Origin of the sequence: Nonomuraea sp. NPDC049309 (genome assembly GCF_043196965.1) — a bacterium.
In the GTDB taxonomy this organism is placed as follows: Bacteria; Actinomycetota; Actinomycetes; order Streptosporangiales; family Streptosporangiaceae; genus Nonomuraea; species Nonomuraea fastidiosa.
Genome location: NZ_JBICSH010000006.1, coordinates 476119 through 492025, shown reverse-complemented (window position 1 = coordinate 492025; position 15907 = coordinate 476119). Strand labels below are relative to the sequence as shown.

The 15907-nt window shown below is 72.9% G+C and carries 15 protein-coding genes; 6 read left to right on the top strand and 9 right to left on the bottom strand.

Annotation, left to right across the window (positions count from 1 at the left end; genetic code table 11):
* Positions 1-166: 166 nt before the first annotated feature.
* Positions 167-958 (top strand): phosphotransferase, encoded by a 792-nt coding sequence (locus ACGFIM_RS33905; RefSeq protein WP_393208993.1) that lies wholly within the window; start codon positions 167-169, stop codon positions 956-958.
* Entirely contained in the window at positions 942-1880 is a 939-nt protein-coding gene (locus tag ACGFIM_RS33900) for a cobalamin biosynthesis protein (RefSeq protein WP_393208990.1), read from the top strand. The genes ACGFIM_RS33905 and ACGFIM_RS33900 overlap by 17 nt, the downstream gene beginning before the upstream one ends.
* Before the next feature lie 22 nt (positions 1881-1902).
* Here the strand turns inward: ACGFIM_RS33900 and ACGFIM_RS33895 are convergent, their stop codons facing one another.
* The gene (locus ACGFIM_RS33895; protein ID WP_393208987.1) at positions 1903-2700 is read right to left on the bottom strand and encodes an exodeoxyribonuclease III; all 798 of its coding nucleotides are present in this window, start codon (positions 2698-2700) and stop codon (positions 1903-1905) included.
* A 243-nt stretch (positions 2701-2943) separates the two neighbouring features.
* A complete protein-coding gene (locus ACGFIM_RS33890; protein WP_393208984.1) occupies positions 2944-3723 on the bottom strand; it encodes a hypothetical protein in 780 nt (259 codons plus the stop codon).
* Positions 3724-3922: 199 nt separating this feature from the next.
* On the opposite strand from ACGFIM_RS33890, the gene ACGFIM_RS33885 reads away from it, so the two are divergent.
* Positions 3923-4651 (top strand): BTAD domain-containing putative transcriptional regulator, encoded by a 729-nt coding sequence (locus ACGFIM_RS33885; RefSeq protein ID WP_393208981.1) that lies wholly within the window; start codon positions 3923-3925, stop codon positions 4649-4651.
* A gap of 3 nt (positions 4652-4654) precedes the next feature.
* Here the strand turns inward: ACGFIM_RS33885 and ACGFIM_RS33880 are convergent, their stop codons facing one another.
* Together ACGFIM_RS33880 and ACGFIM_RS33875 are read right to left on the bottom strand one after the other, a co-directional pair.
* The gene (locus tag ACGFIM_RS33880) at positions 4655-7558 is read right to left on the bottom strand and encodes a BTAD domain-containing putative transcriptional regulator (protein WP_393208978.1); all 2904 of its coding nucleotides are present in this window, start codon (positions 7556-7558) and stop codon (positions 4655-4657) included.
* A gap of 27 nt (positions 7559-7585) precedes the next feature.
* A complete protein-coding gene (locus ACGFIM_RS33875; protein ID WP_393209265.1) occupies positions 7586-8221 on the bottom strand; it encodes a hypothetical protein in 636 nt (211 codons plus the stop codon).
* A 21-nt stretch (positions 8222-8242) separates the two neighbouring features.
* Between ACGFIM_RS33875 and ACGFIM_RS33870 the strand changes: the two genes are divergently transcribed.
* On the top strand, positions 8243-8407 hold the full coding sequence (locus ACGFIM_RS33870; RefSeq protein ID WP_393208975.1) for a hypothetical protein: 165 nt from the start codon (positions 8243-8245) through the stop codon (positions 8405-8407).
* 5 nt (positions 8408-8412) lie between these two features.
* Here ACGFIM_RS33870 and ACGFIM_RS33865 read toward each other — a convergent pair whose 3' ends face one another.
* The gene (locus ACGFIM_RS33865) at positions 8413-9972 is read right to left on the bottom strand and encodes an ABC transporter substrate-binding protein (RefSeq protein ID WP_393208972.1); all 1560 of its coding nucleotides are present in this window, start codon (positions 9970-9972) and stop codon (positions 8413-8415) included.
* A 174-nt stretch (positions 9973-10146) separates the two neighbouring features.
* Between ACGFIM_RS33865 and ACGFIM_RS33860 the strand changes: the two genes are divergently transcribed.
* Positions 10147-12033, top strand: a complete 1887-nt coding sequence (locus ACGFIM_RS33860) for a nitrate- and nitrite sensing domain-containing protein (RefSeq protein ID WP_393208969.1) — start codon at positions 10147-10149, stop codon at positions 12031-12033.
* Entirely contained in the window at positions 12026-12382 is a 357-nt protein-coding gene (locus tag ACGFIM_RS33855; protein ID WP_364058282.1) for a DUF742 domain-containing protein, read from the top strand. The genes ACGFIM_RS33860 and ACGFIM_RS33855 overlap by 8 nt, the downstream gene beginning before the upstream one ends.
* Before the next feature lie 28 nt (positions 12383-12410).
* On the opposite strand, the gene ACGFIM_RS33850 is transcribed toward ACGFIM_RS33855, so the two are convergent.
* From ACGFIM_RS33850 to ACGFIM_RS33835, 4 genes are read right to left on the bottom strand one after another with little or no spacing between them, the layout of a single operon-like run.
* Positions 12411-13289 carry an ABC transporter ATP-binding protein gene (locus tag ACGFIM_RS33850; RefSeq protein WP_393208965.1) on the bottom strand — a complete coding sequence of 293 codons (879 nt, stop codon included), beginning with the start codon at positions 13287-13289 and terminating at the stop codon, positions 12411-12413.
* A complete protein-coding gene (locus ACGFIM_RS33845) occupies positions 13286-14023 on the bottom strand; it encodes an ATP-binding cassette domain-containing protein (protein ID WP_393208962.1) in 738 nt (245 codons plus the stop codon). The genes ACGFIM_RS33850 and ACGFIM_RS33845 overlap by 4 nt, the downstream gene beginning before the upstream one ends.
* Positions 14020-14892 (bottom strand): ABC transporter permease, encoded by an 873-nt coding sequence (locus ACGFIM_RS33840; RefSeq protein WP_393208959.1) that lies wholly within the window; start codon positions 14890-14892, stop codon positions 14020-14022. The genes ACGFIM_RS33845 and ACGFIM_RS33840 overlap by 4 nt, the downstream gene beginning before the upstream one ends.
* Positions 14889-15905, bottom strand: a complete 1017-nt coding sequence (locus ACGFIM_RS33835) for an ABC transporter permease (RefSeq protein WP_393208956.1) — start codon at positions 15903-15905, stop codon at positions 14889-14891. Before ACGFIM_RS33835 ends, ACGFIM_RS33840 begins: the two co-directional genes overlap by 4 nt.
* Positions 15906-15907 lie beyond the last annotated feature (2 nt).

The window sequence follows — 15907 nt, the reverse complement described above, 5'->3', positions numbered from 1 at the left end:
GGCGGAACGTGCGGCGACAGGCCGATGGGCGCACGCTCGTCTCCGCCGCCAGGTGGTGAAGCCGGCCTCGTGGGCGGCCCGTGTCCACGGCAGGTCGCCGGCGGGCGGGCGATGTTGGGGAAAAGTCCGGGCGGGTGGCCTCGGTCCGGGTCTAAGCTGTCGTGGCATGGTCGCGACGCTCCTGCACGAGATTCCCCTGCAGGGCGGGGACGTGACAGACGGGGTGGTGCGCGTCGGAGACACCGTGCGCAGACCGGCCGGTACGTCGACGCCCGCCGTGCACGCCCTGCTCAGGCACCTTGAGGCGGCCGGGTTCGACGGGGCTCCGCGGGTGCTGGGGTTCGACAGGTTCGGCCGCGAGATCCTCACCTTCCTCCCGGGTACGACCGGGCTGCGGGTGGAGAGCGCGAGCGACGAGGCGCTGGCCGGGCTCGCCCGGTTGCTGCGGCGGTTTCATGACGCGACGGCCGGTTTCCCGCTGACGATGGACGGCTGGGCCGAGGGCTCAAATGACGACAAAGCCCCAGAAATCATCGGCCACTGCGATCTGACACCAGAAAACGTCATATTTCGCCATGACGCCCCCTCCACCCCCTACGCCCTCATCGACTTCGACCTCGCCCGCCCCACCACCCGCCTTTTCGACATCGTCACCACGCTGCGCCACTGGGCGCCCATCTCCGACCCCGTCGATCGCGCGCCGCTCCTGCGCACCGTCGACGTCGGCGCCAGGCTCAGGCTGTTCTGCGACGCGTACGGACTGCGCCCCCGCGACCGGCGGCGGCTGCTCGCGCTGGCCAGGCTGCGCTTCCACCGCTCCTACAGCGTGATGCGCACCCGCGCCGCCGCCGGGGGCAACTGGGCGAAGATGTGGGCGAGCGGCGCGGGCGAGCGCATCCGGCGTGCCACGGCATGGCTGGATGTGCACGAAGATGAGCTTCATGCGCGTTTGGTGTGATCCTCTCGGCCTCGCCCTCGGCGTGGCGCTCGACCGGCTGCTGGCCGATCCGCACAGCCCCGCACATCCCGTCGCCGCCTTCGGGCGGGCCGCCGGGCGGCTGGAGAGCGTGCTCTACGCCGACGACCGGGCGCGCGGGGCCGTCCACGTCGCGGTGTGCGCCGGCGGGGCGGCGGCGCTCGGCGTGCTGGCCGTACGGATCGCACCGCATCGTGCCGTACGTACGGCGTTGACCGCGCTGGCCACCTGGGCGGTGCTGGGCGGCACCACGCTCGCCAGGGAGGGCGAGTACATGGCCGAGGCGCTGGAGAGCGGCGACATCGAGCGCGCCCGCGCCCGCCTCCCCCACCTGTGCGGGCGCGACCCGCGGCACCTGGAGGCCGATGAGCTGGCGCGGGCCACGGTGGAGTCGCTGGCGGAGAACACCTCCGACGCCGTGGTGGCGCCGCTGTTCTGGGGCGCGGTGGCGGGGGTGCCGGGGCTGCTGGCGTACCGGGCGATCAACACCCTGGACGCCATGATCGGGCATCGTTCGCCCCGGTACGAGCGGTTCGGCTGGGCGGCGGCCCGGCTCGACGACCTGGCCAACTACGTGCCGGCGCGGCTCACCGGCGTGCTCACCGTGCTGACCGCGCCCGACCCCGGCGGCGCGCGGGCCGTGCTGAGCCGGGACGGCCACCGCCACCCGAGCCCGAACGCGGGCCGCTGCGAGGCCGCGTTCGCCGGCGGGCTGGGGGTCACGCTGGGCGGCACGAACGTCTACGAGGGCAGGACCGAGGAGCGGCCGACGCTGGGCGACGGGCCGAAGCCCCAGGTCGCGGACATCCGGCGGGCGGTCAAGCTCACCCGGGCGGTGGGCCTGGCGGCCGCGGGGGTGGCCGTGGTCACGGCCTGGACGCTGCGCCGCCTGGCCCGCCCCTGACCTCGCCACGCCCCGGCGCCGCTCAATCCTCAAGATCCACCACGATGGGCGCGTGATCGGACGGCCCTTTCCCTTTGCGCGCCTCCCGGTCCACGTACGCCGACCGCACCCGCCCCGCCACGTCGGCGCTGGCGTAGACGAGGTCGATCCGCATGCCCATGTTCTTGGGGAACATTCCGGCCCGGTAGTCCCAGTAGGTGTACGGGTGCGGCCCCTTCATGGGCGTCGGCACCACGTCGTGCAGCCCCAGCTCCCGCAGCTCGGCCAGGGCCTGGCGCTCCTGCGGCGTCACGTGGGTCGAGCCGGCGAAGACCGCGGGGTCCCAGACGTCGGCGTCGGTCGGGGCGACGTTGTAGTCGCCGCAGGCGGCCAGCGGCCCCGCGGGCAGCTCGGCGGCGAGCGCGTCCCTGAGCGCGGCGAACCAGGCCAGCTTGTACGCGTAGTGCGGCGAGTCGACGGCGCGGCCGTTGGGCGCGTACAGGGACCAGACCCGCAGCCCGCCGCAGGTGGCGCCGATCGCGCGGGCCTCGGGGCGGGCGGCACCGGTCCCGCCGGGCTCGGCGAAGCCCGGCTCGCCGGGAAAGCCCGGCGTCACGTCGTCCAGGCCGATCCTGGACAGCAGGGCGACGCCGTTCCAGCGGCCGTCGCCGTGCGCGGCGGCGGCGTAGCCGAGCGCGCCGACCTCCGCCACGGGGAACGCCTCGGCCGGGCACTTGGTCTCCTGGAGGCAGACGACGTCGGGCTCGACGGCGGCCAGCCAGTCGAGCAGGCGGGGCAGCCGTGCCTTGACCGAGTTCACGTTCCAGGTAGCCAGGCGCATTCTCCCAGCCTGCCACGCGATGCGGCCTCAGGACGGGAGCGCCCTGCTGATCTTCGCGGCGAGGGCCCCGTGCGGCAGCGGCGCTGGTAGCTCTCCAGGTCGAACGGCACGCGCGTGATCGGTCGGTCATCCGGGTCCCCTCGGGGGAGATCGTGATCTTCAGGTCGAAGGATCCCGCGGCGCGGGGGTACGGAAAGAGCCGGGCGGCGGCGCGTACCGCCCGGCGCCGTCACCCGGACGCGATCAGCGGCTGGTCCAGAGGGGCTTGTTGTCCTTGGAGTAGATGATGATGCGCCCGTCGTTCGACACCGCGAGCCACGCGCCGGGGTTGCCGGCGGTCTTGGTGGTCCACAGCGCCTTGTCGTTGTCGTCGACGACGACCCAGTTGCCCTCGCGCTGCATGATCGTGCGCGCGCCCGGGTGCCCGGCCGTGGGCGTGGTGAACAGCGGGCGCTGCCCGTCGTACAGCACGGCGTTGCCCTCGTTCTGCTGGACGAGCTTGTAGCGGCCGTTGGACGACTGCACGGTCTCGCCGGGGCGCAGCACGTGCCCGGAGGGCAGCTTGCCGATGTACGCCTTCGACGACCACAGCGGCTTGTTGTCCTTGGAGTAGATCACGAGGTTGCCGCTCTCCTTGGGCAGCAGCAGGTACGCGCCGGGGTTGCCGGCGGTCGGCGTGGACCACAGCGGCTTGTTGCCGGCCCCGTAGATGACGAGGTTGCCCTCCTTCTGCATGGTGGTGCGGGCGCCGGGGTTGCCCGCGGTGGGCGAGGTCCACAGCGCCTTGGTGCCCTCGTAGAAGACGAGGTTGCCCTGTACCTGCTGCACGAGCCGGAACCGGCCGGAGGTCAGCGACTGGCCGGGCAGCAGCCACTGGCCGGGCAGCAGCCGGTCCTTGGCGGCGGCCGCCTGAACGGTGCCGGTGGTGGCGGCGGCGCCCGGCTGCGCCATGACGGTGACGGCGACCGGCGCCGCGAGCAGGGCGCCCGCCATGACGGCCGTCGCGGCCTTCTTGGTGATCAACGTTCCTCTCTCCCTCTTCGGACGGAGATGCATTCAGACGGAAAGGTGAAGCCAAGAAGCTGACAGAAGGCGTTGGCGTTCCGTTGGTGCGCGCCGTCCGCCCAGGTGAGCGCCCGGTCACAGACCCGTACGAACCCCACTTGAGCAGCGTTTGGCCGTGTTTAGCGGCGTTTTAGCGGCATGGCGCATGCTGTCCTGGATGGATCGCATGGAGTTTCGCCTGCTCGGGTCCATTGACGCAGGTGTCGGGGGACGCCGCCTGGATCTCGGGCCGCGTAAGCGTCGTTTCGTCCTGGCCGCGCTGCTGCTGGACCTCAATCGTCCGGTGCCGGTCGAGCGGCTGATCGACGCCGTGTGGGAGGGCACTCCCCCGGCCAGTGCGCGGGTCACCGTGCAGGGACATGTCTATCGGCTGCGCCGCGCGCTCTTCGGCGCGCGGCTGGAGACCACGCCGTCCGGCTACGTCCTGCTGGCCGACCAGGACGAGGTGGACGCACTGCGCTTTCGCCGCCTGGTCGCCGCCGCGCAAGGGGCGGACGACGCCGAGGGCGCCGAGCTGCTGGAGAAGGCGCTCGGGCTGTGGCGGGGCCCGGCGTTCGGCGGCCCCGGGGGCGGCCAGGCGCTGGAGCTCGCCGCGATCGAGCTGGAGGAGGCGCGGCTCGCCGCCGTCGAGGAGCTGGCCCGCCGGCTGCTGCGGCTGGGCCGTCCGGAACGGGCGATCGCGCCGCTGCGCGCGGCCGTGGCCGCGGAGCCGCACAGGGAGCGGCTGGTGTCGCTGCTCATGACGGCCTTCTCCCGGGCGGGGCGGCAGGCCGAGGCGCTGGAGCTGTACGACCGTACCCGCCGCTCGCTGGCCGACGAGCTGGGCGTGGACCCGGGCCCCGAGCTGCGCGGCACGTTCGCCGCCCTCCTCAGCCCTCAGCCCTGAGGCTCAGTCCTCGGTTGCGAGGCGCGCCAGCGCGGTCAGCGCCTGGCCCTCGAGCCGCCGCATCCCGTGGCGGGCGGCCGCGTCGAGCGCGTCGCGGGCGTGCCCGGCGGCCTCCTCCGCCCGCCCGCCTTCGAGCAGCACCTCGGCCAGCCACAGGCGGGCGCGGGTCTCCTGGTAAGGGTGGGTGCGCTCGCGGTACTCGGCCAGCACCTCGGTGAGCAGCGCGACGCGCTCGTCCAGGCCGAGCGTGCCGTCCACGCGGGCGAGCGTGGCGCGGGCCTCGGCCAGCTCGCCGTTCAGGCCGCGCTCGCGGGCGGCGGTCACGGCCCGGCGGGCGAGGTCGGCGGCGCGCGCGGCCTCGCCTTTGAGGTGGTGCGCCATGGCGGCGCTGGCCAGCGTGCCGGAGACCTGCGCGCCGGGTGCGTGCTCCAGGGCCTGCTCGAAGAAGCGCACGGCGGCGTCGAGGTCGCCGAGCGCGAGGTGGACGTCGCCGAGCACGGAGTACGCCCGCGCCTGCCAGCCGGGCGGCTCCGCCAGCGACCGGCGCAGCGCGATCGAGCGGAGCTGGCGCTCCAGCGCCTCGCGCGGCCGGCCGGCCCACAGCAGCTTGATCGCGTAGTTCTCCAGGGTGGCGGCCAGCTTCAGCGACGGCTCAAGGCGCTCCCACATCCGGATGACGCGCTCGTGGGCCTCCATGCTCGTGTGCAGGTCGCCGAGCCTGGCGCCGGCGGCGACGATGTTGGTCAGCGCCGCGAGCCTGCCGGTCTGCCAGCCGGCCTCGTCGTAGAGGCGGGCGGCGGCCTCGTAGTGGTGGACGGCCTGGCGGGGCTCGTTCTGCAGGTAGTGGGCGTTGGCCAGGGTGTGGTGCATGCCGGCCCGTCCGGCGATGTCGCCCGCGCGCTCGGCGGCGGCGAGGGCGCGGGCGGCCAGCTTGATGATCACGCCGGTGGGGTGGCCGCCGTACATGAAGGCGCGCAGGACCTCGACCAGCCGCCACAGTGTGCGCCCGCGCGCCTGCTCGATCACCGCGAGCAGGTTGTCCTGCTCGGCGCGGAACCAGGCGCGGGCGGCGGCGACGTCGGCGAACTCCTCGGCGGCGGCGCACGGCGGCAGATCCTCCGCGGTCAGCGGGAACAGCTCCATCGTGGGCGCGACCAGGCGCGCGGCGGCGCGTGCGGTGTGCAGGTAATAGGCGTGCAGCCCGGCGGGGTCGTCGGCGCCGTCGGTGCAGTGCTCGCGGGCGTAGAGCGCGACGAGGTCGTGCAGCCGGTAGCGGCCCGGCGCGTGCTCCTCGACGAGGTGGGCGGTGGCGAGCCCGGCGAGCAGCCGGGCGGCGGCGGCCGGGTCGGTGCCGGCGAGCGCGGCGGCCGAGCGCGCGGTGAAGTCGCAGCCGGGCACCAGCCCGAAGCGCCGGAACAGCACCTGGGCGCCGGGCGGCAGCGCCGCGTACGAGCCGGCGAACGCGGCGGCGACCGTGGCCTGCGGGTCGCCTTCGACGGCGAGGGTGTTCAGCCGGTCGGCGTGCAGCTCCTCGATGTAGGAGCGCAGCCCGGCCCTGCCGAGCAGGTTGGCCCCGGCGATGGCCAGGGCGAGCGGCAGGTGGCCGCACAGGTCGGCCAGCTCGGCGGCGGCCTCGGGGTCGGCGGCGATCGGGCCGGCGCCCACGAGGTCGGCGAGCAGGTCGCGCGACTCCTCGGGGCTGAAGGTGCCGAGCCGTACGCTCTGGGCGCCCTGGAGGGCGAGGCCGCGCAGCGCGTCGCGGCTGGTGACGATGACGCCGCAGGAGGAGCCGCCGGGCAGCAGGGGGCGCACCTGCTCGGCACCGGCCGCGTTGTCGAGCAGGAGCAGCACGCGACGGGTGGCGAGCGTGGAGCGGTAGAGGCCGAGCTGCTCTGCCGCGCCGGCGGGCGCGGGCACGCCGAGCGCGCCGAGCAGGCGGGGCAGCACCCGCTCGGGCGGCAGCGGCTCGCCCTGGCCGTGACCGCCGAGGTCCACGTGGAGCTGGCCGTCGGGGTAGTCGGGGGCGACCTGGTGCCCGACGTGCACGGCGAGCGCCGACTTGCCGATGCCCGCGGGCCCGGTCACCACCGCGACCCGGCCGTCGCGCAGCAGCCCGCGCAGCCGCTCGGCCTCCTCACGCCGGCCGACGAACCCGGCCACGCCGCGCGGGAGCTGGCGCGGGACGACGGGACGGTGGCCCTCGACGATGCGCTGGTACAGATCGCGCAAGCGGGGCCCAGGATCGACGCCGAGCTCGCCCGCGAGCAGCCGCTGCACCTCGTGGAACAGCTCAAGGGCCTCGGCGGGCCTGCCGTCGTGCCAGAGCGCGGTCATGGCCAGCGCGTGCGGCGTCTCCCGCAGCGGCTCCTCGTCGCGCAGCTCCTGCAGCAGGGCGGGCACCTCGCGGTGGCGGCCCAGCTCGATCAGCGCGGCGGCGTGCTCTTCGATGAGGTCCCAGCGCTCGCGTACGAGCGGCGCGCGCACCCGCTGCTCGACCCAGTCGGTGCCGACGCCCTGCATCGGCTGCCCGCGCCACAGCTCGAGCGCGCGCTCCCAGGCGACGACGGCGAGGTCGGGCCGGCCCGCCGTGCGGCCCTGCGCGGCCAGCCTGCGGAAGCGGACGAGGTCCACCTCGTCGTCGCGGGCGACCAGCGCGTAGCCGGCGTTGGTGGTGACGATGCGCTCGCCCAGCGCCTTGCGCAGCCGCGACACCTTGAGCTGGACGATGGTCTTGGCGGTCTTGGGCGGCTCGCCCTCCCACAGGGCCTCGATGAGCTGTCCGACCGGTACGTGCGCGCCGTGCCGCGCGGCCAGCACGCCGAGCACGCACTGCTGCTGCGCCCCCTCGACCGGCACCGGAGCCCCGCCGTCGCGCACCTCCACGGGGCCGAGCACGCGGATGTCCATCCCGACCGAGCATAACGGCCGGGCGGATCACCGCTGACGCGTGCGCTCGACCCCCACGGTGATCTCGTTGCCCAGGCGGCGGCCCAGCGACAGCTCCAGGTCGTCGCCGCTCCAGAACTTGCCGGGGTCGTACCAGTTGGGCCGCCGTCCGGCCGGCAGCAGCCCCATCTCCTCGTAGGTGACGGCCACCACCTCGGCGCAGTAGGCGCTCTCCAGGGCCTGCTGCCGGCGGCGGCGCCGGGCGCGGCCGGGCAGGCGGCCCCTGGCCCAGCGGGCGGCCAGCCTGGCGGTGGAGGGGAACGGGGTGCCGTCGAGCCTGGCGACCGTGCGCAGGGCGGCGTCCTCCATCTCGGGGGTGGCCTCGGGGTCGAGCTGGCGCAGCCAGACGCGCTGGCCGTAGCGGTCGGTCCAGACGGTGACGGCGTCGCGCAGGTCGTGCAGCTGCACTCCGCGGTGGTGGCTGCCCGACCACAGGTCGAGCAGTGACTTGCCCAGCTCGGCGTGCCACATCATGGGCGGCAGGTCGTCGATGACGATGGCCATGCCCACGTGGTTGACCGGGCTGTTGGTCACGGTCTGGATGGCGCGGTCGGGGACGGAGCGCCCGCGGAAGATCCACAGGTCGCCGGTCCGCGTCACGCCCACGGCCTCGTCGAGTGTCAGCACAGGGCTAGCCTAGGCAGCATGCGCTGGTGGAAGTGGCTGGGTCTGGCCGGGATCATGGGCGTCGCGGCCACCGGGGCGGTGATCGCGCGGGCCGAGCGGCGGCGCCGCGCGTACACGCCGGAGGAGATCAGGGCGCGGCTGCACGAACGCGTGGAGCAGGCCCACAGGACACAGCAGGCGTAGCGGGCTCAGCCGGACGGCTTGAGGTCGTAGACGAAGACCACGTTGGGGTAGGCGGGGTTGTCGTCGTACCCCTGCACGCCGCCGACCAGGGCGCGGCGCGACTTGACCACCCACGGCACCGCGGCGGCGGCCCGCTGCTCGAGCACCCTGTCCGTGGCGCGCTCGTAGACGCGCTGCGCCGCGAGCCGGTCGGTCACGGTCAGCTCGGGCACGGTGTCGAGCATCGCGTCGAGCTGCTGGTCGTTCAGGTACGACAGGTTGAACACGGGCGGGTCGGCGCTGTGGAAGACCTGCCCGAAGTAGGAGTAGCCGTCGGCGTAGTCGGGCCACCAGTACATGGCGAAGATGTCCTGGCCGCGCTTCTTGCCCAGGTCCCACTGCTCGTTCCAGCGCATGACGCGCGACCTGAGCGTGACGTTGAGCGGGCGCAGCGCGCTGCGCAGCCGCCTGGCCAGCACCTGCCAGTCGGCCTCGCCCTCGGCGTAGGTCATGGTGAGCCGCAGCGGCCGCCCGCCGGGTCCGTAGCCGGCCTGCCGCAGCAGCCGGGTGGCGGTCTCCAGGTCCTGCTTCGGCGTCCGGTTCTGCACGTGGCCGAGCAGCCCTTCCGGGATGACGCCGCTGGCCGGCGCGACCGAGGTGCCGAGCGCCTTGACCAGGGCCTCGTAGGGGATGGCCCGCTGCACGGCCTTGCGCACCCTGATGTCCTTCAGCGGGCCCTGGGCGGTGTTGAAGAGCAGGAGCGCCGTGGTGAACGAGGGCCGGTCGGAGGTGCGCAGGCCGGGCGCAGCCTGGGCCCGCTGGAACAGCTCGGCGTCGAGCCTGTCGACGAAGCTCGCCTCGCCGCGCTGCAGCATCCGGTACGCCCGCTCGGGGTCGGGCACGACGCGGAACTTGATCGTGTTGTAGTGGGGCCGCTCCCATCCGCCCCAGTAGGCGTCGTAGGCGGTGAGCGTGAGCTCGTCCTCCTTGCCCTTGTTCCACCGGCTCACCTTGTACGGCCCCGACCCGGCGTCCCTGCCCTGCTGGAACCACTTGGTGAGGTCGGGGGCCGCCTTGGTGTCGTAGATGTAGGCGGCATAGCCGGCGGAGGCGACCAGGTCGAGCGGCACCGGATACTTCAGCGCGAACGTGACGGTCAGCGGCCCGTCGACGCGGATGGAGGAGACGGCGTCCCAGATGTAGCTCGCGCCGGTCTTGGCCTTGATCGTGCGCTCGATCGACGCCTTGACCGCCTGGGCGTCCATGGTCCTGCCGGTGTGGAAGGTGACGCCGGAGCGGAGCTGGAACGTCCAGGTGCGGCCGTCGGCCGACGAGCGCCACGAGGTCGCCAGGCGGGGCGCCGACTTCTTGGTGACGGGGTTCCAGTAGGTCAGCGTCTCGTAGACGTTCTGGAAGGCGATGATCTCGTTGCTGTAGGAGCGGCTGGGATCCCACTCGGTGACGATGTCGGTGTTCTCGACGTAGACGAACGGGGACTCCCCCGACGGGGCCCGCTGCGGCTCAGGAGGCGGCGAACACGCCGCGAGCATCATCAGTGCGACGGCCGCTGCGAGTCGACGGCGCAACGCATCTCCCTCTGGTGGCCTGGCGTACCGTAGGAACCTACTCCAAGATCATTATGGAAGGCGCCACGGTGTCGGAAACTGCCGAAAAATTGGGCATTCCGGTGATCGTATTGCTATCCTCGGGGCTTGTCCCGTCCGGGGTTGCCAGCAAGGGACCGACCGGAGTGAGGTGCGATGGGTCGTAGCAGAACGATCCGCATGAAGATCATCGGCCTCCTGTTGGTGCCGCTGGCGTCCATGGTGGTGTTGTGGGGGGTCATCACCGCCGTCACCGCTACCGAGAGCTTGGAGCTGCGTCAGTACAAGACAGTCTGGACGAACCTGCGCCTTCCCGCGTACAAACTGATCAACGAGATTCAGCGTGAACGTCTCGTCTCGGCCCAGCTCCTGAAGAACGCCGCGAGCAAGACCGCCCTGGCCACGCAGCGGACCCGTACGGACGCCGCCCGGGAGTCGTTCAAGCAGCTCTCCAGCAACTCCAAGGACAGATCGGAAGAGATCCGCAGACAGGTGGACGCGGTGAACACGGCTATCGACAGGCTCGACGCGATCCGGGGAGAGATCGACACGGGCCTGTCCGACCGTCTGCACACCGTGGAGTCGTACAACGCGATGATCGACACCCTGTTCGGTCTGCACCGGCGGGTCGCCCTGATCGACGACATCCCGATCTACGAGCAGTCGCGCGTGCTCATCGACACGGGCTACGCCGAGGAGCTGCTGACCAGGGAGCAGGCCATCGGGCTCGGCACGATCGAGCCGGCCGAGCGGCGGCTGTTCACGCAGATCGTCGGCAACCGGCGCTTCCTGCTGGACCAGAGCCTGGCCGAGCTGGACCCGGAGCTGCGCGACCCCCATGTCGCCCTCATCACCTCGCCCGCCTACCAGCGGATGCGGATGATGGAGGACCAGATCATCGCGGGCGGCACCGCGCGCAACTGGCTCGGCACCACGGAGACGCTGGCCAGGGCGTTCCAGGACGCGCAGATACGGGCCGGCACGACGCTCAACAAGCGCGCCGACCCCATCGCCGACCAGGTGCTGTGGCGGGCGCTCGCGCTGGCGGGCACCGCGCTGGTGCTGGTGATCGTGTCGATCGTGTTCTCGCTGCGGATGGGCAACCGGCTGTCGAGGGAGCTCGCCGCGCTGCGCCTGGCCGCGCTCGAGGTGGCCCAGGAGCGGCTGCCGCACGTGGTGGAGAAGCTGCGCAGGGGCGAGAAGGTCGAGATGCCGGAGCTGTCGGTGGCCAGCACCACGGTCGAGATCGACGACGTGGGGCAGGCGTTCTCCACCGTGCAGCAGACGGCGGTCGAGGCCGCGGTCGGGCAGGCGCAGCTCAGCGAGGGCGTCGGCCACGTCTTCCGCAACCTCGCGCGGCGCAGCCAGACGCTGCTGCACCGCCAGCGCATCCAGCTCGCGGACATGCAGCACCGCGCCACCGACCCCGATCAGCTCGACGACCTGTTCAAGCTGGACCACCTGACCACCCGCATGCGGCGGCACGCCGAGGGCCTGATCATCCTGTCGGGCGCCACGCCGGGCCGCGGCTGGAGCCGTCCCGTGCCGCTGCTGGACGTGGCGCGCGGCGCGGCGGCCGAGGTGGAGGACTACCAGCGCGTGGTCGTCGAGCCGATGTCCGGCCACCGGCTGGCCGGGCCGGTCGTCGGGGACATGATCCATCTCATCGCCGAACTGATCGAGAACGCCACCGTCTACTCCCCCGCGCACACCTCGGTCGTGGTGCGCGGCGAGGCGACGGCGAGGGGCTTCGCCTTCGAGGTGGAGGACCGCGGGTTCGGGATGGAGCCAGAGGAGCTGGCCGAGTACAACGAGCGGCTGGCCAGCCCGCCGGAGTTCGACCTGGCCGACAGCGACCGGCTCGGCCTCTTCGTCGTCTCCCGCCTGGCCGCCAGGCACGACATCCGCGTGACGTTGCGCGGTTCACCATATGGAGGGACCACCGCGATCGTGTTGATCCCGGAAGAGCACGTGGCCGAACCAGAGGCCGAGGCTCCCCAGCAGGAGCAGGCCCGCCCGATGCGGGTGGTGCGAAGTGACTGAAGAGCGCTGGCTTGACGAGGAGGCGGGACCGATCGTCCCCGCCTACCTCCTGACCAGGGGCCGTACGGTGCCCGCGAGCGAGGCCATCGACCTCATGGGCATCATCATCACCGCCGGCGGCCTGACGCCGCCGCGCGGCCTCGACCCCGAACACCTGATCATTCTGCAGAAGTGCACGACCCCCACCCGGCTCGTCGACGTCGCCGCGGAGCTGAACCTGCCCATCGGCGTCGTCCGGGTGCTCGTCGGCGACCTGCACGCCCAGAAGCTCGTGCAGGTCGAGCTGCCGCCTCCCGCGCCGGACGCCAAGGTCCTGCTCGAGGTGATCAGCGGCCTGAAAGCGCTGTGACGGCCGCCTGAACCCCTTTCCGGGGCATTCAGGCGGCCAGGACGTCCTCGGCCCTGTGACAGGCCACCCGGCGGCCTTCCAGATCCCTCAGCTCGGGCGCCCGCTCGCACTCCTTGACCGCCATCGGGCAGCGCAGCCTGAACGGGCAGCCCGTCGCCGCCGGCACCGCCTCCGTACGCCCCCTCGCCTGCGGGGGCCGCCCGCCCAGCTTCGGCACCGCGTCGCGCAGCGCCCTGGTGTAGGGGTGCGCCGGGCTCGCCAGCAGCTCCGCGGTGGGCCCCGACTCGACGACGCGGCCGGCGAACATCACGTGCGAGGTCTTGCAGAGCCGCTCCACCACGGCCAGGTTGTGGGTGATGAGCAGGCGCTCGGTGTCCAGGGACGCCAGCAGGTCGAGGACCTTGGCCTGGACGGTGACGTCGAGCGCGCTGGTGGGCTCGTCGAGGATGAGCAGGCGGGGGCCGACGGCCAGGGCGCGGGCGATCACGACGCGCTGGCGCTGGCCTCCGGAGAGCTGGTGGGGCCGCCGGTCGGCCAGCTCGGGGGCGAGGCCGACCTGGTCGAGCAGCTCGGGTACGCGGTGACGCTCGGCGCGCGGCAGCGCCTCGGCGATCGAGCGGCCGATGCGCATGCGGGGGTCGAGCGCCTCGCCCTGGAAGACCGGCTGGACATCCCTCCGAAACTTCCTCATATCCACTTTTTTCAGCGTTTGGTCGCCGTACCAGATATTTCCGGACATGGGGGTGAGGAGGCCGAGGAACGCGCGCGCCAGCGTCGTCTTGCCCGACCCGCTCTCCCCGATCAGCCCCACGCCGCCCTCGGCGATCTCCAGGGTGACGTCGTGGACGACCGGGCGGCGGGCGTACCCCAGCGTCACCCGCTCCGCCCTGAGCACGGGTCCTGTCATGGGAGGGCCTCCAGCAGCTCGCGGGTGTAGGGATGGGACGGCTCGGCCAGCACCCTGGCGGCCGGCCCCGACTCGACCACCGCGCCGTCCTTCATGACGAGCACCCGGTCGGCGATCGTCGAGACCAGCGCGAGGTCGTGGGAGACCAGCAGCAGCGCGAGATCGCGCTCCTCGCGCAGCCTGCGCAGCACGCCGACCACCTCGGCCTGCACGGTCACGTCGAGCGCGCTGGTGGGCTCGTCGGCCAGGATCACCTCGGCCCCCAGGGCGATGGCCAGCGCGATGGCGAAGCGCTGCGCCTGGCCGCCGGAGACCTCGTGCGGGTAGCGGCGCAGGATCGCCGGATCGAGCAGCACCTCCTCGACGGCCTGCCGCATGGCCTGCTCGGAGTCGTCGCGGCCGTGCAGCCGCAGCGCGCGGCGCATCAGCGTGCCGAGCCTGGTGGCGGGGCTGAGCGCGGCCTGGGGCGACTGCATGACCAGCGCCGCCCTGGCGCCCCGCAGCGCCCGCAGCTCGCGCGGAGCGGCCGTCAGGACGTCCACACCGCACACTCTGACCGTGCCCGAGACCTCGGCGTGCTCGGTGAGCCCGAGCAGCGTGAGCAGCGTCGTCGTCTTGCCCGACCCGCTCTCCCCCACGATCGCCACGCACTCGCCGGCGGCGACGTCCAGCTCCGGCACCTCGGCCACCGGCCGCCCGCCGTAGCTCACCCGCAGATCGCGTACCTCGATCACCTGACCGCCCTCCGCGGGTCGAGCGCGTTGCGCAGCCCCTCGCCCAGCACGTTGAACGCGAACGCCGTCACCAGGATCGCCAGGCCGGGGAAGGTGACCACCCACCAGTTCGTGGTGAACAGCGCCTGGCCCTGCTGCACCATCAGCCCCCACTCCGCGGTCGGCTCCTGCGCACCGAGCCCCAGGTACGACAGCGCCGCCGAGGTCAGGATCACCCCGCCCGCGTCCAGTGAGATCTGCACCAGAACCGGGGTGAGCGAGTTGGGCAGCACGTGGCGCAGCACGATCAGCGGGGCGGGCACGCCGAGGCAGCGGGCGGCGTCCACGTACGGCCTGGTCGCGATGGAGGCGGCCACGGACGCCGACAGGCGCGTGTACCAGGGCCACCAGGTCGCCGCGATGGCCAGGATGACGGTGCTCACGCTGGGCTGGAGCACCACCGCCAGCGCCAGCGAGAGCAGCAGCGCGGGAAAGGCGAGGAACACGTCCGTGATCCGCATGATCACGTCCCTGACCCAGCCGCCCGCGTAGCCGGCGACCACGCCCAGCGTGACACCGACCGCGGCCGAGACCGCCAGCACCGCCACGGCGATGAACAGCGAGGTGCGGCCGCCGTACAGGATCCTGGTGAGCACGTCGCGGCCGACCTGGTCGGTGCCGAACCAGTGCGCGGCGCCCGGCTCCAGCAGGCTCTCCATCGGGCGCGGCTCGTCCGCCGGGTACGGCGCCAGCCAGGGCGCGAGCACCGCGGCCAGCACGATGAGCACGATGAGCACCGCGCCGAACGCGGCGAAGCGGTCGGGGACGCGCGGCAGCGTGCGCCGCAGCGGCTGCGCGTCCTGGACGGGCTGCGGTTCCGTGGTGCTCATCGGGTCCTCGTTCTGGGATCGACGAAGCCCTGCAGGATGTCCACGACCAGGTTGGCCAGGACGTAGACCAGGGCGACGAGGAGGGTGACGCCCGCGATGGCCGGGGTGTCGAGCGACCTGATCGACTCGGCGGCGTAGCGGCCGAGGCCCGGCCAGTTGAAGACGGCCTCGACGAGGAAGCCGTTGACGATCGCGTACGCGAAGACGAGCGCGATCAGCGACAGCACCGGGTTGAGCGCGGGCCGCAGGGCGAACTTGGTCAGGATGGACGTCTCACCGAACCCGAGCGCCCGCTCCAGCCTGGCGTGGTCCTGCCCCGACTCCTCGATGAGCGCCGCCCTGGTCATCTGCGCGATGACGCCCGCCGGGTAGGCGGCCACGACCAGCGCGGGCAGCACGAGGTGGTGGAGCGTGCTGGTGAGCATCGGCCAGTTGCCGGTGATGAGGGCGTCCACGGCCGTGATGTTCGTCCACAGCGTGAGCGGGCTCGTGGTGTCGAGCGAGGTGTCGTACTCGCCGGCGACGGGGAACCAGCCGAGGTGGCTGCCGAAGACCGTCTGCAGGGCCAGCGCCAGCCAGAAGACCGGGACGGAGACCGCCAGCATGCTGCCCAGGCGCACCGAGGCGTCCGGCAGCCTGCGCTTGTAGCGGGCGGCGAGCACCCCGAGCGGGATGCCGGCGGCGACGGCCAGCAGCAGCGCCGCCCCCACCAGCTCCAGCGAGGCGGGGAAGGCGAGGTAGAGGTCGTCCAGCACCGGCTGCCTGGTGCGCAGGCTGGTCCCCCAGTCGCCGCTCAGCAGGTCCCGCGCGTAGTTCAGCAGCTGCACGGGCAGCGGATCGTCGAGCCCGAACCGCTCGCGGGCCTGCGCGAGCTGCTCGGGCGTCGCCTTCGGCCCGGCGAAGGCGACCGCGGGATCGCCGGGCACCATCCGCATGACGGCGAACGTGAGCACGACCACGCCGACCACGACCAGGAGCGCCTGGCCGAGCCGGCGGGTCAGGTAGCGGAGCATGG